This is a genomic window from Acidovorax sp. IB03 (genome assembly GCF_016406015.1).
GTDB classification, from domain to species: domain Bacteria; phylum Pseudomonadota; class Gammaproteobacteria; order Burkholderiales; family Burkholderiaceae_C; genus Acidovorax; species Acidovorax temperans.
Window position 1 is genome coordinate 1 of record NZ_JAEFCH010000045.1, and the last position, 20747, is coordinate 20747.

Below are 20747 nucleotides of genomic sequence, written 5' to 3' on the forward strand. Positions count from 1 at the left end.
GCTCATGGAGGCCTCTATTCTGAAGGGGGTGTTGCACTTCAGATTTGAGGTCGCCCATGCATGGCGCGCCGCCTGCACTGGCCGCTGGCAAAGTTGCCATCACGCCCCCATCACACATGGCGCTTGCCAGCCGCAGACCCTGGCGCAATGGGTGCGCTGCTTTGCGCATCTGCCCGCTGGTGCAGGGCTTCGATGATGTGGCACTGCGCGTCAGAACCATCGCAGCGGCTGCGCAGGGCCATCAGATCAGCCTCCAGCGCCTGCAACTCTGCCAGGCGTGCGCGCACATGCCGCAGGTGCTCGTCCAGGGTGTCGCAGGCGGCGTGGCAGTCTTCCTTGCGCGTCAGATCCAGCGCCAGCAGGGTGCGCACCTCGTCCAGCGACATGTCCATGGCGCGGCACAGGCGCACAAATCGCAGCCGGTGCACATCGGCCGCGCTGTAAAGTCGGTAACTGTTGTCACCCCGGGCGCCGGGCGGCAGCAGGCCCTCTTTTTCGTAATAACGGATGTTGGCGGGCGACACGCCCGACTGCCGGGCGGCCTCGCCAATGCGGTGCACTGCAACGTCATCAACCATGGGGCTTGACCTTCAAGTGGCTTCAAGGTTTCCAATGATGCCATTGCAACCCGAACCTCTGTTCAGAAAGACCACCATGTCTGCCCAGTGCACCGACCATTGCCACGCCCCCGCCGCCAGCGCAGACCCGCGCTACCGGCGCATTCTGTGGATCGCCCTGCTCGTCAACGCCGCCATGTTTGTGGTGGAGCTGGGCGCGGGGCTGAGTTCAGGCTCCGCCTCCTTGCTGGCCGACGCCATCGACTTTCTCGGCGACGCGGCCAACTACGGCCTGTCGCTCCTGGTGCTGGCCATGGCGCTGCAGTGGCGTGCCAGGGCAGCGCTGCTCAAGGGCGCCAGCATGCTGGCCTTCGGGGTGTTTGTGATTGGCCGGGTGGCGTGGGGCGCGTGGCAGGGCATCACGCCCGAGGCCCTCACCATGGGCTCGGTCGGCCTGCTGGCACTGGCTGCCAACGTGGGCGTGGCCCTGCTGCTGTACGCCTGGCGCGATGGCGACGCCAACATGCGCGGCGTGTGGCTGTGCACCCGCAACGATGCGTTGAGCAACGTGGCCGTGATGCTGGCCGCGCTGGGGGTGTTTGGCACGGGCCGCAGCTGGCCCGACCTGGTGGTGGCCGGTGTGATGGCGGCCCTGGCCATCTCTGGCGGGTGGAGCGTGATGCGCCAGGCGCGCCAGGAACTGGCCCATGCTTCGAAGGAAAATCAGCCGCAGGCGCTTTAACCACAAGCGCAAGAAGCTATAAAATCAATAGCAAATAAGCATTGAACCAGCAAGCTGCCCAGGTGGCACACAGCGCCTGCTTGCTGGTTTTTTGACGCACCACAAGCCCAGGCATGGGGCTTGCATGGTTCAATCCGCCCTTCTTTCCCGCTTTCAGCCATGTCCCGCACATCTGCCGCCCCCGCTGTTCCGCCCCCCGTGGCGGTGCCCCACACCCTCACTGAAGACGCCGTGGCGATCTTCACCGGGGTGCTGCTGATTTCGGTGGGTGTGGCATTTTTCACCAGTGCGGGCTTGCTGACCGGCGGCACGGCGGGGCTGGCGTTCTTGCTGCACTACGCCACAGGCATCGGCTTCGGCAAGATTTTCTTTGTGCTGAACCTGCCGTTTTACTGGCTGGCGCTGCGCAAGCTGGGCCGGGCCTTCACGCTCAAAACCTTCATCGCCGTGCTGCTGCTGTCGGTGCTGACAGAAGCGCAATCGCAGCTCCTGCAGTTTGCGCAGCTGCAGCCGGTGTATGCCGCCGTGGCGGGTGGGCTCATCACCGGCACGGGGTTTCTGGTGCTGTTTCGCCACCGCTGCAGCCTGGGCGGCGTGGGCATTCTGGCGCTGTACCTGCAAGACCGCCACGGCTGGCGCGCTGGCAAGGTGCAGATGGCGGTGGACTGCGCCATCGTGCTGCTGGCCTTGTGGACGGTAGAGCCCCTGCGCGTGGCATGGTCGGTAGCCGGTGCGGTGGCGCTGAACCTGGTGCTGGCCATGAACCACCGCCCCGGGCGCTACATGGCGGTGTAAGAACCTTTGGCAGCCTTGCAAGGCCAGGCACTGAATTCCCCAGCGCGGGAACCTTAGCCCACCTGGCCGTATCATTCCCGGCATGCGTCGCGGCCTGTTTTTCGTCCTCATGGTGGTGCTGGTCCTTCGGGGCCTCACGGGCACCGCCATGGCTGCGGGGGTGCTACCGCCCCTGGCGCTGACGCAAGCCACCGCAGCGCACCAGCACGAAGCTGCTCAGCACACGACCCACGACGACGCCAGCCACCACAGCACCGCTGCAGACCTGGGCAACCACTGCGCGGACGCATCTGCCGAATGCCACCCGCATGAGCACGCCACCTGCTCGGCCTGTGAGATTTGCCACTCGGCCATGCTTGCCGCGCCCGGCGTTTCCCCGAATGTGCCCCGGCTGCCCGGCGCGCACCTGCGCCATACCCCCGCGCCCTTGCACAACGCCCCTGCGGCGTTGCTAATCAAACCGCCCATCGCCTGATCTCCGACGCCCGAAGTGCGTCTGCCGTGGCCCTGCTGTCAGCCAGCCGGGCTTGCTTCGCAGCGCCAATGCCTTTGTTCGTTGTCTGGAGACCGCCATGCGCGCCCCTGATTTATCGCCTCTTTTTGCGCCAGCCCTGCCGCGCATTTCGCCCCCACTGCGCCGATGGGCGACCTGCCTTGCACTGCTTACACCGCCCTTGGGCCTGGCCCAAACGGCGCTGAACGCTGCCGACCCGCAGGCCCCCACCAGCCCGCTGACCCATATCGCACTGCCCTCGCCCACCCCTGAAGCACCCGCGCCCAGCTGGCGCCAAGCCCACGATGCGGTGGCCGAATTCCCGCGTGGGCACGCCGACATCCTCGCCTGGGAAGCCCGCGCCGCGACTCCACCCGGAGCGCACGCCCAGCACCAGCAGCCTCCTGCCCCTGCTGCGGCAGCCGGCAAGGCCGCCCATGCGCCCAAGCCCATGCACCACGGGCACCAGGCCCACCACCCGCACGGAGGCAAGCCATGACCGTACTGCATCGCTTGTCCCTGCTTGGCGCCGCCCTGGCGCTCGTCGGCTGCGCCAGCGTGTCGCCCGATGGCCTTCGCGGCGATGTGGCCCAGCTCACCGCAGGCCGCACCGCTGGCGTGCAAGCTGCCTTGCCCGCAGCCGACGCTGCGGCCAAAGCGCAGGCGCAGGAATCTATCCAGCGCTGGCTGGCCGAGCCCCTTACGCAAGACGCTGCCGTGCGCATTGCGCTGCTCAACAACCCTGGCCTGCAGGCCCGGCTGGCGGCGCTGGGCGTGGCCGATGCTGAGCGCGTGCAAGCCATCACCCTGCCCAACCCGCATTTCACGCTGGGGCGCTTTGCCAACAGCCATGAACGCGAGATCGAGCGCACGCTGGCGTTCAGCCTGCTCGACCTCATCACCCTGCCCTGGCGCACCGAACGCCAGGCCGAGCGCCTGCAGATTGCCACCCTGCAGGCCGCGCAAGACGTGGTGACGCTGGCCGCCGACACGCGCCGCGCCTGGCTGCGCGCTGTGGCCGCCGAGCAGGTAGCGGCCACGCACGAGCGCATGGTGGAAGCCGCCGAGGCGGGCACCGAGCTGGCCCGCCGCATGGCCAGCGTGGGCAACTGGAGCCGCCTGCAACTGGCCCGCGAGCAAGCCGTGCTGCACGAAGCGCACCGCCAGCGCGCCCGCGCGCGGCTGGCCGCTGCCACCGCCCGCGAAGACCTGAACCGGCGCCTTGGCGTGTGGGGCACGCAGACGCAATACCAACTTGCCGCGCAGTTGCCCCCGCTGCCCGCCGCTGCGCTGCCCGCCGATGGCCTGGAAACCACCGCCTTGCGCGAGCGCCTGGACGTGCAAGCCGCCCGCCGCCAGCTTGACACCCAGGCCGTGCGCGTGGGCTGGAGCCGTGCAGGCGCGGTGTTTGGCGACATCGGACTGGCTTACAGCCGCAACACCACCACGGAACGTGGCAGCGGCCACCGCGACACCACACGCGGCTGGGAACTGGAACTGCCGCTGCCCCTGTTCGACTGGGGCGGTGCCGCCCGCACCCGTGCACAGGCAGAGGTCGAACAAGCCGCCGCGCAGTTGCAAGACACCGCTGTGCGTGCCCGCAGTGAAGTGCGCAGCGCCTGGCTCACCTACCGCACCGCGCTCGACCTGGCGCGCCAGCAGCAAAGCCAGGTGGTGCCGCTGCGCCAGTTCATCAGCGACGAAACCACGCTGCGCTACAACGGCATGCTGGCCAGTGTGTGGGACATGCTGGCCGAAGCCCGCAACAGCACCCAGGCCGTCGCCAACGCCATCGAAGCGCAGCGCGACTTCTGGCTCGCAGAGACGGACCTGCAGCTCGCCCTCACCGGCACATCGCCCGGCGCCTTGCAAGGTTTGGCATCTGGCGCCGCAACCGCCACCACCCCACAAGGCCACTGACATGAACCGCCGCAACTTCTTTTCCGGTGCCGCCACGGCCGTGGCCGCTGCCTCCGTCAGCCGCGTGGCTCTGGCCGCGCTGCCCGAACCCGTCATCCAGACCAGCGCCGACACCGCCCCGCCACTGCAGCCCGCCACGGGCCGCCCCTACACCCCGGTGGTCACGCTCAACGGCTGGACGGCCCCCTGGCGCATGAACGCCGGCGTGAAGGAATTCCACCTGGTGGCCGAGCCCGTGGTGCGCGAGGTAGCGCCGGGCTTTTTGGTCAACATGTGGGGCTACAACGGCCAGAGCCCCGGCCCCACCATTGAGGTGGTGGAAGGCGACCGCGTGCGCATCTTCGTCACCAACCGCCTGCCCGAGCACACCACCATCCACTGGCACGGCCAGCGCCTGCCCAACGGCATGGACGGTGTGGGCGGGCTGAACCAGCCAGCCATCCCTATGGGCAAGACCTTTGTGTACGAGTTCGAGGCGCGCCGCCCCGGCACGTTCATGTACCACCCGCACGCCGACGAGATGGTGCAGATGGCCATGGGCATGATGGGCCTGTGGATCACCCACCCCAAGGGTACCCACCCGCACATCGCCAAGGTGCAGCGCGACTACGCCTTCCTGCTCAATGCCTTCGATGTGGAGCCTGGCAGCAAGACCCCCAAGGTCAACACCATGCTGGACCACAACATCTGGTGCTGGAATAGCCGCGTCTTCCCCGCCATCAGCCCATTGGTGGCACGCCAAGGAGAGCGGGTGCGCATCCGCGTGGGCAACCTCACCATGACGAACCACCCCATCCACATCCACGGGCACGAGTTTGAAGTGACCGGCACCGATGGCGGCCCCGTGCCCAAAAGCGCGCGCTGGCCCGAGGTGACCACCGACGTGGCCGTAGGGCAGATGCGGCAGGTGGAGTTCATTGCCGACGAGCCGGGCGACTGGGCCCTGCACTGCCACAAGAGCCACCACACCATGGGCGCCATGGGGCACGACGTGCCCACCATGATTGGCGTTCAGCATGCGGGCCTGGTGGGCAAGATCCAGAAGATCGTGCCCGACTACATGGTGATGGGCGAGCGCGGCATGGCCGACATGGGCGCCATGGAAATGCCCCTGCCCGACAACACCTTCCCCATGATGACCGGCACCGGCCCCTACGGCCCGCTGGAGATGGGCGGCATGTTCACCACCTTCAAGGTGCGCGCCAACCAGCCGGCGGGCGACTACCGCGACCCCGGCGACTACGCCCAGCCCGCAGGCACCCAGGCCTACGAATGGCAAGGCGCCCCCGCCCACACCCCACGCCCCGCGCGTGCCGACACGCCCGGCACGGTGCCCGGCGCAGCCACCGCCCGCAAGCCCGCTGCCAGCAGCCACCAGCACTGAACCGGAAGCACCTATGAAAACTATCAAATTAATAGCTGCCTGCGCTTTATTCATGGGCGCTACAGCCAGTTTTAGTCATGAAAGCATGCCCCATGCTGCCAAACCGGCCGCGATCAAGGAACAAAAAGAATGGGGCATTGCCGGCGACGCCAAGGCCGTGACCCGCACCATCACCCTGCGCATGGGCGACGACATGCGCTTTGCCCCAAGCCACATCGAAGTGCGCGAGGGCGAAACCGTGCGCCTGCGGGCCCAGAACAAGGGCAAGGTGATGCACGAAATCGTCATCGGCACCAAGACCGAGCTGGACCAGCACGCCGAGATGATGGCGAAGCACCCTGGCATGGAGCACGACGAGCCGTACATGGCCCACGTCAAACCCGGCCAGCGCGGCGACATCGTGTGGCACTTCAACCGCCCAGGCACTTTTGACTTTGCCTGCCTGATCGCGGGCCACTACCAGGCGGGCATGACTGGCACCATCACCGTGCTGCCCCGCGCCCATTGAACAATCCCCCGGAGATCCTCATGCAACCCCTCAGTACCCCCTCCCGCACTGCTCCCACCCTCAGCCGCCGCCAGTGGCTGGCCACCACGCTGTCGCTGCTCGGCGCTGGTACGGTGGCGGCCCTGGCCCCGTCCCTGGCACGCGCTGCCGGGCCTGTCCCTACGCCGGTCGAGGTGTGGAAAGACCCCAACTGTGGCTGCTGCAAGGATTGGGTGGACCACATGCAGGCCAATGGATTCAAGGTGACCGTGCACGAAACCGGCAACAACGCCGTGCGCGCACGGCTGGGCCTGCCGCAAAAGCTGGGCTCGTGCCACACCGCCCTGGTCGGCGGCTACGTGGTGGAAGGCCATGTGCCCGCCAGCGATGTACGTGCCCTGCTGCAGCAAAAGCCCAAGGCTCTGGGCATTACCGTGCCCGGCATGCCCGTAGGCTCGCCCGGGATGGACGGCGCCGTGTATGGCGACCGCCGCGACCCCTACGACGTGCTGCTGGTGGCGCACGACGGCAGCACCCGTGTTTTCAAGAGCTACAACAAAAAGGCTTCCACATGACCTCCTTGCCCAAATCCCTCCCCCAGTGCTTTGCGCTGTTTGCCGCAGCCGTGCTCACCAGCGCCCCCGCATTGGCACAGGCTCCCGCTGCCGACAGCCACGCGGCGCATCACACAGCTGCCGCCAACGCACAGCAGGCCGACTTGAGCGAAGGCGAGGTCACCCGGGTAGACGTTGCCGCCCTCAAAGTCACGCTGCGCCATGGTGAGCTCAAGAACCTCGACATGCCGCCCATGACCATGGTGTTCCGCGTGCAGGACGCCGCCCAGCTCGCGCCGCTTAAGGCGGGCGACAAGGTGCGCTTTCGGGCAGAGCAGGTCAAGGGCGCTTACTACGCCACGCGCATCGAAAAGGCCCAGTGAATGGCCGCAGCGGGGAGGAGCAGGTAGAAGCGGGCCACCATAATCGGGCCCCATGAACGCCCCCTTCCCCGCTGGCGACGCCGGCAGCATCACCCGCGTGGCTGGCATTGAAGTCGGCCATTTCACCGACACCCGCCGGCCCACCGGCTGCACCGTGGTCATGGCGCGCGAGGGCGCTGTGGCCGGGGTGGACGTGCGCGGCGCCGCTCCCGGCACACGCGAAACCGACCTGCTGCACCCCTCCAACCTGGTGGACAAAGTGCACGCCATCATGCTCGCTGGCGGCAGCGCCTGGGGGCTGGAAGCCGCCACGGGTGCGGTGCGCTGGCTGGAAGAGCGCGGCGTGGGCCTGGACGTGGCCGTGGGCCGCCTGCCCATCGTGCCTGCGGCGGTGCTGTTTGACCTGCTGGTGGGCGACATGCGCATTCGCCCCGATGCCGCAGCGGGCTACGCCGCGTGCGCCGCAGCGTCTGGCGCCGACCCCACCGAAGGCAATGTGGGCGCTGGGGCAGGTGCGGTGGTGGGCAAGGTCTTTGGCATCCAGCACGCCATGAAGGGCGGCGTGGGTACGGCGTCCATCACGGTGGACGGGGTCACGGTGGGAGCCTTGATCGCCTGCAACGCCCTGGGCGATGTGATCGACCCCGACACCGGCCATGTGATGGCCGGCGCACGCACCGACGATGGCCAGGGAATGCGCGACACGCGCCGCGCCCTGCTGCGCGGCCAGCCACCCCAGCCCTTGCTGGCGGGCACCAACACCACCATCGGCGTCGTGGCCACCGATGCCATCCTGACCAAAGCACAGGCGCACCGCCTGGCCATTTCCGCGCACGACGGTCTGGCACGCAGCATCAACCCGGTGCACACCATGTCGGACGGCGACACCCTGTTCAGCCTGGGCACGGGCCGTGCGGGCAAAAGCCTGGGCATGATGGTGCTGGCCACCATGGCGGCCGAAGCCACCGCGCGCGCCACCGTCCGGGCAGTGCAGGCGGCACGTTCTGTCACCACCGCAGACGGCCTGTACCTGCCAGCCATGGCAGACTTGCGCAGCTGATTCTGCGGCGGGCACCAGCCGGTGCACCGCCTGCTTTCTTTTTTCCATGGGTGCCCCCCGTTATGTCCCCCCGCATGTCCAAGGCACTGCGCTCTGCGTTGCTGTCGTTTCGTGATCTGGTCCTGTCTGCTGGGCCCCTGGCCTTCCTGGCGGTGGGCCTGTTGGTGCTGGCCTATTGGTGGCTCAACCCCACCCCGCCCAAATCGGTCACGCTGGCCACTGGCCCCGCACAAAGCGCTTACGAAGAGTTTGGCAAGCGCTACCAGAAAGCGCTGGCCGCCGAGGGCATTGAAGTGCGGTTGTTGCCCAGCGATGGCTCGTCGGCCAACCTGCAACTGCTGCGAGACGGCCAGGCAGACCTGGCGTTTGTGCAAGGCGGCACTGCCGAGCTGCTGCCGGACGACCCGGAAAACCTGGTGTCACTGGGCAGCCTATTTGTGGAGCCGGTGTGGGTGTTCTACCGCACCGAAGCCGCCCAGCGCATGCACGAGCGCCCCCGGCTGGACGGGCTGCGGCAATTGCGCGGGATGCGGGTGAATGTGGGTTCGGAAGGCAGTGGCGTACCTTGGCTCATGAACCAGTTGCTGGAAGCCAACCGGCTGGAGGCGGGTGTCGTGACCATGACCCGCCTGGAAGAAACGCCTGCCACCGTCGCCTTCCTGGCGGGCAAGCTGGATGCACTGGTGTTTGCCTCGGCCCCCGAATCGCTGATGGTGCAGATGCTGCTGCAAACCCCCGGAGTGCAGTTGCTCGACATTGCACAGCACGAGGCCTACGCGCGGCGGTTCCCCTTCCTCTCCCCGGTCACCCTGCCCCGGGGTGTGGTGGACCTGGCCAGCAACGTGCCGGCACGCGACGTGCGCATGGTGGCATCCACCACGTCGCTGCTGGCGCGGGAATCCACCCACCCGGCCTTGCTCACGCTGTTTGCACAGCGCGCGCAACAGGTGCACAGCACGGCAGGCTGGTTCAACCGTGCGCGTGAGTTTCCCAACATGCGCAACAGCGAACTTCCCATCGCCAAAGAGGGCGAGCGGGCCATGAACGAACCGGTGCCCATGCTGCAGCGCTACCTGCCGTTCTGGCTGGCCAATCTGATCGAGCGGATGTGGCTGGTGCTGGGGATTTTGCTGGCGGCCCTGCTGCCCCTGTCCCGGGTCGTGCCGCCGCTGTACCAGTTCCGGGTGCGCTCGCGCATTTTCCGCTGGTACGGCCGCCTGCGCGAGATCGAAGACACGGTGGAGTCTGAGCCAGACAAGGCCCCGCAAATGCTGCAGGCGCTCGATGCGCTGGAAGCCCAGGTTGAAAAAGTGACCGTGCCGCTGTCGTACGCCGACGAGTTGTACGCCTTGCGCAACCACATTCACCTGATCCGCAAGAAGTTCATGCGGCCCTGAGGGCTTGGCCTGACTCCCGAACCCCCTGCGGCTGGCATGCCTTGCGGCCCAGTTGAATCAGCGGCCTTTGGAAACCTTGGGGGGAGTGCGGGACAGGTCGGCCGGTGCCGAATTGGCACTGCGAGATGAGGGCTTGTAGCGAATCACGCGCAGCGTGCCTTCGCTGGCGAGTTTGTCCCGCATGCGGCGCGTCATCGACTGCGTGCTGCCATCGGGCGAGGTGAACAGGAACAGCGTTCCGTTGGGACTGGTCCAGGTGAGCTGCGTGCGCACCGGGCGCTGGTTGGAGATCAATTCCACCCACGCACCCACCACAAAATTGGCAAAAGGGTCTTCAGCCAAGGCTGCAGCCTGGCTGGCGGTGGGCTGCAGCAGCGCCTGGCTGCTGTCCTCTTCCGGCGGAAGTTCCGAGCCCATGCTGTCGCCAGGCTCGGCTACTGCATCGCCCTGTGGCAATGGAATCGAGATGCCAGGCGCTGGGGGAGCTTCAAAGGCCGCCTGGTGCAATGCCACCAGCCTGGCAATGAAAGCGCTGGCCTTGTCCGCCGGGTAATCAATGGAGCGCAGACCTTGGCGCAACTTTGCCAGCATGTCCGGGATGGCGTGGGTCAAGCGCTCCGGCTCCAGCCGGGTCAGTTCGGGCTGGGCACTCCAAAGAAGCAATGGCACCAGCGCCAGGTATCCCGAGGGGTCATCTTGCTGCCCTTCGGCGCTCACCTGCGCCAGAGCCACCACGTCTGCCCAAGGGCCCGCAGCAAAATCCAGAATATCGGCAGGCACATTGCCTATGTCGTGCAGCTTGCGAATATCGGCCGCCACACGTTCAGCCAGCATGGCCCGTTGCTCAGCCCGCTGACGTGCCTGCTGCTCTGCCGCTTCCTGGGCTTTCTTGCGCTGCTCCTGGGTGTCCCACGCGGAATACAGTGCCCTGAGCACGGTCTCAAAAGGCGTGGCGTCTTTGATCTCGCTGGCCGCCAAATGGGCAACGCCTTCATTCACCAAACGCACAAACTGGTCAAAGCCCGGCGCATCTTCGGTAGTGAACGCCAGACTGCGCTGCGTGATCTCATCCAGCAGGCGCCGCGCCGGATGTCCTGCATCCGTGAAGAAACGAGGGTCAAAGCGCACCAATTGTTTGAGCGGCGCCTCCAGCTTCTTTACCGCGAGCTGCATGGGAGGCAGCAGCCGCGCGTCTTGCGCCAGCGTCGCCATCATGTTGGCCACCACGTCGGCCGCCACCGCCGGGGATTCCGTGGGCGCCACAAAAGGAACCGTGTAGATGGGTGGTGCCAACTGCACTGGCGCACGCCAGGCGGACAATGGCGCCGCTGTCTGGGCTCCTCCCGCCAGGCGGTTTACCAGCCGTTCCAGCTGGGCCATGTCTTCCATGGCGTCCACGGCCACGGCAGGAATTGCTGCGTAAGCAGATCCCAATGGGCCAGGTACGCTGGGCATGGCAGCGGGGGCGTTCTCCCAGCGGCTGGCCGGTTGCGCGATCATCTGGGAGGCAACAGCCCCGTAACCGGGCGGATTGAACGGGTCTGCCCCCGCCAGCATCTGGCGCAGAATGCCCACGGTCAGAATGGCTTCCTCCGCCTCTGCCGCCAAGGGGGACTGCTGGGAATCGCCCTGCCACCCGGTAGGCGCACCCATGCCACGGTTGTTGTACCCGGAAGCCCCACCGTATCCGCTGGTGTGCCCGTAACCCGTGGCATAGCCACCGCCGTAACCCGTGGCCATAGGCTGCTGGGGAGCGCCGTAGCCTGATCGGCCCACCGCACCGCCGGGAGTGCCCAGCACCGCGTATCCCACAGGCTGCACGCCCTGGTCTCGCAGCATTTTGGCCATGCGCTGGTACTCACCCTCCAGCAACTTGCCCAATAGGCCTCGCATGTGCTGCATCCAAAGCTGGCGCACTTCAGACGTGGCGCCCGTTTCAGACACAACCCGCTGCAATGCACGGATGTAATTTTCGGGACGCAAGGGGTTGCGCTCGGGCTGCACGCTGCGCAAGCCCTGCGCAGAGCTGACCAGCGTATTGAGTTCTGACAGTACACCCTCGGTCGCATGGGCCGCCAGTTGTTGCGCGCGAGCCAGTTCCACCTGGTCTTGCACTTCGCTGTCGTCCATCAGCGATAGCTCGCCGAAGTCCATTCCAGAGGCATCTGCCGGGCGAACCTTGGCGTTGGCAGGTCCCTCCGCAAAGATCTCCAGCAGCGCCATGGGGTAACCTTTGAGCAAAGCGGCCTCATGCTGCTTGAGCGCATTCAGCGCATCACTCAGATTGTTGCGCTGCTGGATATTGCGAACCGACGACTCTTCCTGGGTCAACGCATTGCGCGTGACCTCCACCAGTTTGCCCATGAGCGACTCGCCTTCGCGCACCGCACTGACAACGCAGGCGCGGAAGACGGTTCTCAGATCGAGCGCTGCCTGGGACATGGTGAGTGAAAGAAAGAGGAGTTTTTGGCTGCAATCCTACTTGACCTGCGGGCGTTGGAGCGCTTACTTGAGCGCCTTGTAACGCATGCGCTTGGGCTTCGCACCTTCTTCGCCCAGGCGCTTTTTCTTGTCGGCTTCGTACTCTTGGTAATTGCCGTCAAAAAACGTCCATTGGCTGTCACCTTCGGCGGCCAGGATGTGCGTGGCAATGCGATCCAGGAACCAGCGATCGTGGCTGATGACCAACACCGTACCCGCGTATTCCAGCAGGGCATCTTCCAAGGCACGCAGGGTTTCCACGTCCAAGTCGTTCGATGGCTCGTCCAGCAGCAGCACGTTGCCACCCTGGATAAGCGTTTTGGCCAAGTGCAGGCGACCGCGCTCACCACCGGAGAGCATGCCCACCTTCTTTTGCTGATCTCCACCGTTGAAGTTGAAGCGGCCCGCGTAAGCACGGCTGGCCATCTGGAACTTGCCGATATTGATGATATCCAGACCGCCGGAGATGTCTTCCCAGACGGTTTTATCGTCCGACAACGAATCACGCGACTGGTCTACGTAGGCCATTTTCACGGTGGAGCCAATGATGACTTCGCCCGCGTCAGGCTGCTCACGGCCTGCGATCAGCTTGAACAGCGTGGATTTACCGGCACCGTTGGGGCCGATGATGCCGACGATGGCACCTGCGGGGATGTTCATGCTCAGGTTGTCGATCAGGACGCGATCACCAAACGACTTGGTGACGTTCTTGAACTCGATGACCTGGGTGCCCAAGCGGTCGGCCACAGGAATGAAGATTTCCTGCGTTTCGTTGCGCTTTTGGTATTCGAAATCGCTCAATTCCTCGAAGCGGGCAATACGTGCCTTGCTCTTGGCCTGACGGCCCTTGGCGTTCTGGCGCACCCATTCCAGTTCCTTCTTCAGGGCCTTGGCGCGGGCTTCTTCACCCTTTTGCTCAGATTCCAAACGGGCCTGCTTCTGGTCCAGCCAGGTGCTGTAGTTGCCCTTGTACGGAATGCCGTGACCACGGTCCAGTTCCAGAATCCACTCGGCGGCGTTGTCCAGGAAGTAGCGATCGTGGGTGATGGCCACCACGGTGCCGGGGAAGCGGTGCAGGAACTGTTCCAGCCAGTCCACCGACTCAGCGTCCAAGTGGTTGGTGGGTTCGTCCAGCAGCAGCATGTCAGGCTTGGACAGCAACAGGCGGCACAGCGCAATGCGGCGCTTTTCACCGCCGGAGAGCACGCCCACCTTGGCGTCCCACGGAGGCAGGCGCAGGGCGTCAGCTGCGATTTCCAGTTGGTGCTCGGAATCTGTGCCAGCGGTGGCAATGATGGCCTCCAGACGGGCCTGCTCGGCAGCCAGAGCGTCAAAGTCAGCATCGGGCTCAGCATAGGCGGCGTACACCTCTTCGAGCTTGGCCTTGGCAGCAAAGACCTCGCCCATCGCCTCTTCCACGCTTTCACGCACGGTGTGCTCTGGATTGAGTTGAGGCTCCTGGGGCAGGTAGCCAATCTTGATGCCAGGCATCGGGATGGCTTCACCCTCGATCTCCTTGTCCACGCCAGCCATGATCTTGAGCAGCGTTGACTTGCCCGAGCCGTTCAGGCCCAGAACACCAATCTTGGCGCCGGGGAAAAAGCTCAGGGAAATGTCTTTCAAGATCTGGCGCTTGGGGGGCACCGTCTTGCTGACGCGATTCATCGAATAAACGTATTGGGCCATTGCTTGTCTAACCTGCGAAAGTGGGCAGAAATTCTGCGTTCAAACCGAGATTATCGGCCCATGCGACAATAGACGCCGTAATGGGCTCCAGTTGCTCATCACATCAGCAGTTTGCTGGGGACGATGGAATCTCTCTTTCCGGGCTCCCACCTTTGAACCTCATCTGCCTGAGACTGGCTCGGCAACCCTCTCGCGGTTGCGACGACAGGCCGATACCCCGCGCCCCGGACGGGTGCAATCAACGACATGAAATTTGAAGAACTGAATCTGGCCCCTGCCATCCTGAAGGCTGTGCTCGAACAAGGCTATGAGACACCGACCCCCATTCAGGCGCAGGCAATCCCCGCCGTGCTTGAAGGGCATGACCTTCTGGCCGGGGCACAGACCGGCACCGGCAAGACGGCTGCGTTCACCCTGCCGATGCTGCATCGTCTAAGCCAAGGCACAGCCCCCAAGAGCAAATTTGGCGGCAAGGGCATTCGTGCGCTGGTACTCACACCCACCCGTGAACTGGCCGCTCAGGTCGAAGAGTCGGTGCGCGATTACGGCAAATACCTGGATATCAACTCGACCGTGGTGTTTGGTGGTGTGGGCATGAACCCGCAGATCGACCGCATCAAGCGCGGGGTGGATGTACTGGTTGCCACACCCGGGCGTTTGCTCGACCTGCAGCAGCAAGGTTTCCTGGACCTTTCCACGGTTGAAATTCTGGTGCTGGACGAAGCCGACCGCATGCTCGACATGGGGTTCATCCATGACGTCAAAAAGGTGCTCGCCTTAGTACCCAAAGACAAGCAGAGTCTGCTTTTCTCTGCCACGTTCAGCGATGAGATCCGCGAGCTGGCCAACACGCTGCTCAAGAACCCGCAGAGCATCCAGGTCACCCCGCGCAACACCACGGTGCAACGCATCAGCCAGGTGATCCACCCCGTGGGGCGCGGCAAGAAGAAGCAGGTGCTGCTGCACATCATCCAGGAGCACGACTGGAGCCAGGTGCTGGTGTTCACGCGCACCAAGTTCGGCGCCAACAACGTGGCCGAGTACCTGACCAAGAACGGCGTTTCGGCCATGGCGCTGCATGGCAACAAGAGCCAGAGCGCCCGCACCCAGGCGCTGGAGGGCTTCAAGACGGGCCAGATCCGCGCCCTGGTGGCTACCGACATCGCGGCACGCGGCATCGACATCGACGACCTGCCGCACGTCGTGAACTACGAAATCCCCAACGTGTCCGAGGACTACGTTCACCGCATCGGCCGCACGGGCCGCGCCGGCCGCGAGGGCCATGCCGTAAGCCTCGTCTGCATGGACGAGGAAGGTTTCATGATGGAGATCGAGCGCTTCACCAAGCAGGAAATCCCCGTTCAGGTGATCGACGGCTTTGGCCCGGACGAGGGAGAAAAGGCCGAGCCCATCGCCATGGGCCGCCAGACCATCTGGGGCGGTGCAGGCAAGCCACCGAGCCGCGAAGTGATGCAGGCTGCCGCCAAGGCCGCTCGCTCTGAAATGATGGACCGCATTCGTACCAACAAGGCAGCCCAGGGCCAAGGCGAACGCAGCCCTCGCCAAGGCAATGGCGGCGGTGGACGGTCTGGAAATGGCAGCGGCCCACGCAGCCAAGGCCCGAACGCAGGCGGAGGCCGTGCTGGCCAAGGTGGTGGTGCAGGTCGCGGCAACGCTCAACCGGCATCTGCACGCAGCCGTGGCCCACGCCCCGACAATTCCTCTCGCTACGACGATGCACAGCCTCCACGGGCCAATGCCCATCTGGGAACCCACCTCGGACACAGCAACCCCGTCCATCGCAATGGAGGCCACGGCGCGGGTGGACAACCCGACCCCATGCGTACCAGCGTAGACAGCATGGCCGAACGCGGTCGCCGCGGCGGCGGTGGTGGATACCGTAGCGGCGGAGGCGGCTACGGTGGCGGCGGTGGCGGCGGTGGTGGCGGTGGTGGCGGCGGCGGCCGAGGCAACGGACCACGTGGCTCTGGCGGCCCTCGCGGTTCATTCAATCGCTAACCACTCCTCCTGATCAACGCGCCCAGCTCCCATTTTTGTGTGGGAGTTGGGCGCAGTTACATTGGGAGAGGCTTTCACACCAGTGCACTCAGAGCCTGCCTTCGTTCCACAGCAATCAAATGAAGCCATCCAAACCATGAGGCTCATAGCTGAATGGAGGAGCACAAGATAGTGAAGACGCGCAGCGAGGGCGCGCCCAGCGCCAACAGGTAACATCCACAAAACCATGACGACACCAGCGCCCACAACGGCCCTCGAACCATGACCTTGCGTGATCCCTCCCCCGCCCTCAACCAACAACCCGTCACCAAGGCTCCCTATCGCCTCAGCGCTAGGCGACTCAATGTCATGGCCGCGCTACTCGGGGCGGCGACACTCCTTGGTGCATGCAGCAGTACCCCGCTACCGCCCTGGCCTGCAAACCCTTCGTCGGCTCCGCAAGCCCAGGCCCCCGCACCGCTTCCACGAACAGCAGCGAAGCCCGTCCCACAGCCCTTCTTGGGCGCACCTGCCCGCGTCGCGGAGCCAGTCGCAACGCCCGTTGCACCCACGCCAGTCATCGTCAGCCGCAACGAAGATTCGCTGACGCCGCCGTACAACGCGGCAGTAGCGGCTCGCTTTCCTGAACCGACCATCCAATACAGCACCCCTGGCCTGGGCAAAGACCGCCGCGCTTTCACAACCAATGCCGAACTGGCCCAATGGCTGAAAGACTTGGCTGGCATGCGCCCAGCCAATGAGGCCCGCCCTCACCTGATCAATCTAGGCACCTCCCAACGCGGCACACCCATCCTTGGATTGCTGCTGACGCGAGCCAAAAGTCCCACCCCAGCGGTCCTGGAATCTGCCGGTCGTCCTACGGTGGTACTGGTGGGGCAGCAACACGGTGATGAACCAGCAAGCGCCGAAGCGCTGCTAGTTCTGGCCAGAGAGTTGGCACCAGGCGGTCTGTTGGAAACACTGCTGGACAAAATCAATGTGATTGTTGTGCCTCGAGCCAACCCTGACGGAAGTGAAGCGGGCACGCGCGTCACCGCCAACGGGATCGACATGAACAGAGACCATCTGCTCTTGCACACACCAGAAGCCAGAGCCATCGCGCGTCTGGTACGCGACTATCGCCCCATCCTGGTCATCGACTCGCACGAATACACAGTGGTCGGCCGATTCCTTGAAAAATTCAACGGTATCCAGAAGTACGACGCACTCCTGCAGCACACCACCACAGCGAACTATCCCGAATTCCTGACCAAGGCTTCGCTGGAGTGGTTTCATGGCCCCATGGTTGCTGCATTGAAGGACCAGGGCCTGAGCAGTGAGTGGTACTACACCACATCCACCAACCGGGACGATAAATCCATCTCCATGGGTGGTACCCAGCCAGATACCGGGCGCAATGTGCATGGTCTGAAAAATACCGTCAGCCTGCTGGTAGAAACGCGGGGAGTAGGCATCGGTCGCCTGCATGCCCAAAGACGTGTGCACGCCCAGGTCGTGGCCATGACCAGTGCTCTGCGCAGTGCTTCAGAAAAAGCGGGGCCCTTGGAACAGGTTCGCTCCTTTGTCGTCAAAGACACATCTGCCCAGGCTTGCCGTGACCAAATCATCGTGAATGCGGCAGCAACACCCACTCAACGTGATCTCACCTTTCTGGATCCCACGTCGGGCGAAGACCGAACTACACGCGTCGATTGGAACTCATCGCTGACGCTGCGAACCCTTCAAGCCAGAGCTCGGCCCTGTGGATACTGGCTCGATGCCAGTGCGACTTCAGCAGTAGAACGCTTCAAGCTTCTGGGCATTCAGGTCATGCGCGTGGCAGAGGCAGGCTCACTTTTAGTTGAAAAATACGAAGAAACTGCCCGTGAAGTGAGCGAACGGCGCGATGTGCGCGGAGGTATCGCTGGAAGCGGCGAAATCATCCGAGTCAAGGTCAACCCGGTGCGCGCAGCGATGGATGTTCCTGCGCAGAGCTACTACATTCCTCTGAATCAGCCCCTTGCAAACCTCGCTGTCGCGGCACTGGAGCCCGACACGCAAAACAGCTATTTCGCCAACCGCCTGGTGGACGACTTGAGCCACACTGCCCGCGTGATGGCGACGCCAGCATTGGTGTTTGAGGAAATCGACTGACCGAAAGACTACCAGGCGCAGGTTCAACAACCTGGTGATCCATTGACGGATTGTTTAGGGCTGCGCTTACCGCTGGGCTTGCTTCGGTGGTGCCTGTAGCGGGTTATCATCGCAGCTCACGGCGGTAGAGCAAACTTGCTCCATCTTGGAGGGCTTGGATTATCCCTAAGTCCACCGCCACATCCCAAACTGCCCGTAGCTCAACCGGATAGAGCAATTGCCTTCTAAGCAATAGGTCGGGGGTTCGAGTCCCTCCGGGCAGGCCAAGAGCCTTCTACGCTTCAAACCAAAACCCGCACACCTCAGGCGTAGCGGGTTTTTTTGCGCCTCACCATGTTCAATGCGATGACCGTTCACCGTTGGCAGAGCATGGAGAGACAACACACAGAACCAAAGAACTGTGGCGTCGCAATTGGAACAACTCATGAAGCACAGTCACGCCAGTCGAGATGTCAGAAATTACATCACGCCCATACCCGACGATGCGATGAGCCCGTAAAGCGAAGCTAAAAACAAAAAAGCCTCTGTGGGGTACCACAGAGGCTTTTGATCGCTACATTTCACATCCTAGTGAAACAACATATTTTGGGGTGGCTGATGGGGCTCGAACCCACGACAACAGGAATCACAATCCTGGACTCTACCAACTGAGCTACAGCCACCGTAGAAATAAATTATAACCCAAATTCCCGCACTAGTTTCAACGTGAGAGGCTTAAATCATCAAATACTGGAAGACTGGGGACGGTTAGGTTTGATTTGAACCTTGAAACGCTCCTTGAGCATTTCGTAGTATGCAAACCCTTCGGCTGTGCTCCACCACTGCTGCAACTGCTGACGTTGCTGAGCAGCTTGCTGGGCATCCACCCCTTCGCGAGGAATGATCCGCAACACCTTCACCACTGCGGTTCCCTGCGATCCCAGATCTGCACTCACCCAGGCGGGCAAATTGTCGGGCGAGGCACGCAAGGCTGCATCCACCACAGCACGAGGCAGGTTCTGCGTCTGATCGCGGGACACAACTACCGCCGGTGCCAGCCCTGCAGCAGGCGCGGCATTGCCCATCCACGCGGCCTTCTTGGCTTCTGCGTCCTTGCGGGCCAACTCTGCCGACTTTTCTGCGATCAGCAAAAGACGTGCGCGGTCGCTGACCTCTTGCAGGGCAAGCGTACGCGTAGGGGTGTAAGTCGAGATGCGCCCGGCCACCAGCTGGCTTGGACCGACTTCGATCGCACTGGTGTTGCGCTTACCTTCCACGGAATCGTTGGCAAACAATGCTTCCAAAAACTTGGGGCTGGCCAGCGGGCCACTGGCGCCAGGACCAGGAACGCGCGTGACACCTTCAGCCGTCTGGATTTTGAGCTTCAGGCTGTCAGCCACAGGCTTGAGGCTGTCTGGTTGCTCGTACACGCTATTGGTGAAAGCCTCTGCCACTTCCGCAAACTTGCGTTGCGCTTGCTGCTGCTTGAGTTCAGCTTCCAAAGACGGACGCAGTTCTTCAAACGAAGGTTGGCGTGGAGTCTTGATATCCGTCAGCAAAATGATGTGGTAGCCAAAGTCAGACTCCACCACGTCGCTGATCTCACCCTTCTTCATCGCGAACACAGCATCTTCGAAAGGCTTCACCATCGCACCGCGGCCAAAGAAGTTGAGATCTCCACCCGCTGGCGCCGACCCGGAGTCCTGCGATGACTTCTTGGCAACCTCCGCAAATGACGCTGGAGACTTTCGCACTTGCGCCAGCAACTCTTGCGCACGTGCCTTGGCTTGCTCGCGGTCAGCAGCCGGTGCGTCTTTAGCGGCGTTGATCAGGATGTGGCTGGCACGGCGCTCTTCTTTCGCGGCCAGACGCGTCAGATTTTCCTTGTAGTAAGTACGCAGGTCATCTTCGTTCACACGGATGCCCGAGCGGACGCTGTCCAGGTCGAGAACGACATATTCCACGGCAGCTTGCTCCTGCTGCTGGAAACGCTGGGCATTGGCCTTGTAGAAGGCTTCGATGTCCGCCTCGGTAGGGTTGACCTGCTTCGCGTAGTCGGTGGCATTGAAGCGAGCCACTTGAATTTCGCGGCGCTGGTAGAGCGAATCGAATGCCAGCTTGGCGGCAGCGTCGGTAGCGAACGCCGTACTCATCACGCCACCCATCACTTGGCTCACCGACAATTCGCGGCGGACGTTTGCTTCGAACCCTTCAGGTGTCAGGCCTTGGGCGCCGACCAATGAACGATAGGCTTCGGTATCGAGCGAGCCGTCGGGACGCTTCAACGCGGCGATGGCTGGGATATCTTGAAGGGCACGGGCCAGACGAGCGTCGCTGGTGATCAGGTGCGAGCTCTGCGCTGCCGCGGCAAACACGCGGTCACGAACCAGCCGCTCCAGCGTGGCATAACGCGCTTGGGGGGTGTCCAGCTGCTTGGGATCCACATTGGGGGATTGGGCGCGGATGCGGTCCGTTTCTTCCCTGTGGGCGTTATCCCAGTCCGCCTGGGTGATCTTGTGTCCATCAACGCGCGCCACCACTGGGCTCTTTTCAGAGAAGTAGTTGCTGTCGATACCCACCAGGACAAACGAAGGAATGACCAGCAAGAACAACAAGAACATCACGATCTTGGAATGCTTGCGGATGGCTTCAAACATGGTCTCGATCTTTCAGTGAC

17 protein-coding genes and 2 tRNA genes are annotated in these 20747 nt (G+C 63.7%); 14 read left to right on the forward strand and 5 right to left on the reverse strand.

All coding sequences use genetic code 11. The annotated features are described in order from the left end of the window. Nucleotides 1–110 precede the first annotated feature (110 nt). Nucleotides 111–578, reverse strand: coding sequence for a Cd(II)/Pb(II)-responsive transcriptional regulator (locus IHV84_RS17870; RefSeq protein ID WP_198847871.1), 468 nt, complete (start codon nucleotides 576–578; stop codon nucleotides 111–113). Between the two features lie 76 nt (nucleotides 579–654). Here IHV84_RS17870 and IHV84_RS17875 point away from each other — a divergent pair, with 76 nt between their 5' ends. From IHV84_RS17875 to IHV84_RS17925, 11 genes are all read left to right on the forward strand, one after another. Further along, nucleotides 655–1299 (forward strand): cation transporter, encoded by a 645-nt coding sequence (locus IHV84_RS17875; RefSeq protein ID WP_198847872.1) that lies wholly within the window; start codon nucleotides 655–657, stop codon nucleotides 1297–1299. A gap of 159 nt (nucleotides 1300–1458) precedes the next feature. Then, complete coding sequence (locus tag IHV84_RS17880) at nucleotides 1459–2094, forward strand: YitT family protein (protein ID WP_198847873.1); 636 nt, start codon at nucleotides 1459–1461, stop codon at nucleotides 2092–2094. Between the two features lie 82 nt (nucleotides 2095–2176). Further along, entirely contained in the window at nucleotides 2177–2569 is a 393-nt protein-coding gene (locus IHV84_RS17885; protein ID WP_066787546.1) for a hypothetical protein, read from the forward strand. A gap of 199 nt (nucleotides 2570–2768) precedes the next feature. Further along, nucleotides 2769–3086, forward strand: a complete 318-nt coding sequence (locus tag IHV84_RS17890; protein ID WP_233100114.1) for a hypothetical protein — start codon at nucleotides 2769–2771, stop codon at nucleotides 3084–3086. Then, nucleotides 3083–4507 (forward strand): TolC family protein, encoded by a 1425-nt coding sequence (locus IHV84_RS17895; RefSeq protein ID WP_198847875.1) that lies wholly within the window; start codon nucleotides 3083–3085, stop codon nucleotides 4505–4507. Before IHV84_RS17890 ends, IHV84_RS17895 begins: the two co-directional genes overlap by 4 nt. A gap of 1 nt (nucleotide 4508) precedes the next feature. Continuing rightward, nucleotides 4509–5891 carry a multicopper oxidase family protein gene (locus IHV84_RS17900; RefSeq protein WP_198847876.1) on the forward strand — a complete coding sequence of 461 codons (1383 nt, stop codon included), beginning with the start codon at nucleotides 4509–4511 and terminating at the stop codon, nucleotides 5889–5891. A gap of 13 nt (nucleotides 5892–5904) precedes the next feature. Then, complete coding sequence (locus IHV84_RS17905) at nucleotides 5905–6399, forward strand: plastocyanin/azurin family copper-binding protein (RefSeq protein ID WP_198847877.1); 495 nt, start codon at nucleotides 5905–5907, stop codon at nucleotides 6397–6399. Between the two features lie 20 nt (nucleotides 6400–6419). Further along, nucleotides 6420–6953 (forward strand): DUF411 domain-containing protein, encoded by a 534-nt coding sequence (locus tag IHV84_RS17910; RefSeq protein ID WP_198847878.1) that lies wholly within the window; start codon nucleotides 6420–6422, stop codon nucleotides 6951–6953. After that, entirely contained in the window at nucleotides 6950–7315 is a 366-nt protein-coding gene (locus IHV84_RS17915) for a copper-binding protein (RefSeq protein WP_198847879.1), read from the forward strand. Before IHV84_RS17910 ends, IHV84_RS17915 begins: the two co-directional genes overlap by 4 nt. Nucleotides 7316–7367: 52 nt before the next feature. Then, a complete protein-coding gene (locus IHV84_RS17920) occupies nucleotides 7368–8375 on the forward strand; it encodes a P1 family peptidase (RefSeq protein WP_198847880.1) in 1008 nt (335 codons plus the stop codon). Between the two features lie 74 nt (nucleotides 8376–8449). After that, nucleotides 8450–9772 carry a TAXI family TRAP transporter solute-binding subunit gene (locus IHV84_RS17925; RefSeq protein WP_198847881.1) on the forward strand — a complete coding sequence of 441 codons (1323 nt, stop codon included), beginning with the start codon at nucleotides 8450–8452 and terminating at the stop codon, nucleotides 9770–9772. 57 nt (nucleotides 9773–9829) lie between these two features. Here the strand turns inward: IHV84_RS17925 and IHV84_RS17930 are convergent, their stop codons facing one another. Then, nucleotides 9830–12214, reverse strand: a complete 2385-nt coding sequence (locus IHV84_RS17930) for a DUF1631 family protein (protein ID WP_198847882.1) — start codon at nucleotides 12212–12214, stop codon at nucleotides 9830–9832. 63 nt (nucleotides 12215–12277) lie between these two features. After that, nucleotides 12278–13939: an energy-dependent translational throttle protein EttA gene (gene ettA, locus IHV84_RS17935; protein WP_044401746.1), complete on the reverse strand. Its 1662-nt coding sequence runs from the start codon at nucleotides 13937–13939 to the stop codon at nucleotides 12278–12280. A 246-nt stretch (nucleotides 13940–14185) separates the two neighbouring features. On the opposite strand from ettA, the gene IHV84_RS17940 reads away from it, so the two are divergent. The 3 genes from IHV84_RS17940 to IHV84_RS17950 all read left to right on the forward strand — a co-directional run bounded on the left by IHV84_RS17940 (nucleotide 14186) and on the right by IHV84_RS17950 (nucleotide 18357). Next, on the forward strand, nucleotides 14186–15958 hold the full coding sequence (locus IHV84_RS17940) for a DEAD/DEAH box helicase (RefSeq protein WP_198847883.1): 1773 nt from the start codon (nucleotides 14186–14188) through the stop codon (nucleotides 15956–15958). A 261-nt stretch (nucleotides 15959–16219) separates the two neighbouring features. Beyond that, nucleotides 16220–18091, forward strand: a complete 1872-nt coding sequence (locus IHV84_RS17945; protein ID WP_198847884.1) for a M14 family metallopeptidase — start codon at nucleotides 16220–16222, stop codon at nucleotides 18089–18091. Nucleotides 18092–18280: 189 nt separating this feature from the next. Next, nucleotides 18281–18357: transfer RNA gene (locus IHV84_RS17950), tRNA-Arg, on the forward strand. A 320-nt stretch (nucleotides 18358–18677) separates the two neighbouring features. On the opposite strand, the gene IHV84_RS17955 is transcribed toward IHV84_RS17950, so the two are convergent. Both IHV84_RS17955 and IHV84_RS17960 read right to left on the reverse strand, forming a co-directional pair. Beyond that, nucleotides 18678–18753 (reverse strand) — tRNA-His (locus IHV84_RS17955). Nucleotides 18754–18813: 60 nt separating this feature from the next. Beyond that, nucleotides 18814–20727 carry a SurA N-terminal domain-containing protein gene (locus IHV84_RS17960; RefSeq protein WP_066697665.1) on the reverse strand — a complete coding sequence of 638 codons (1914 nt, stop codon included), beginning with the start codon at nucleotides 20725–20727 and terminating at the stop codon, nucleotides 18814–18816. Between the last annotated feature and the right edge of the window lie 20 nt (nucleotides 20728–20747).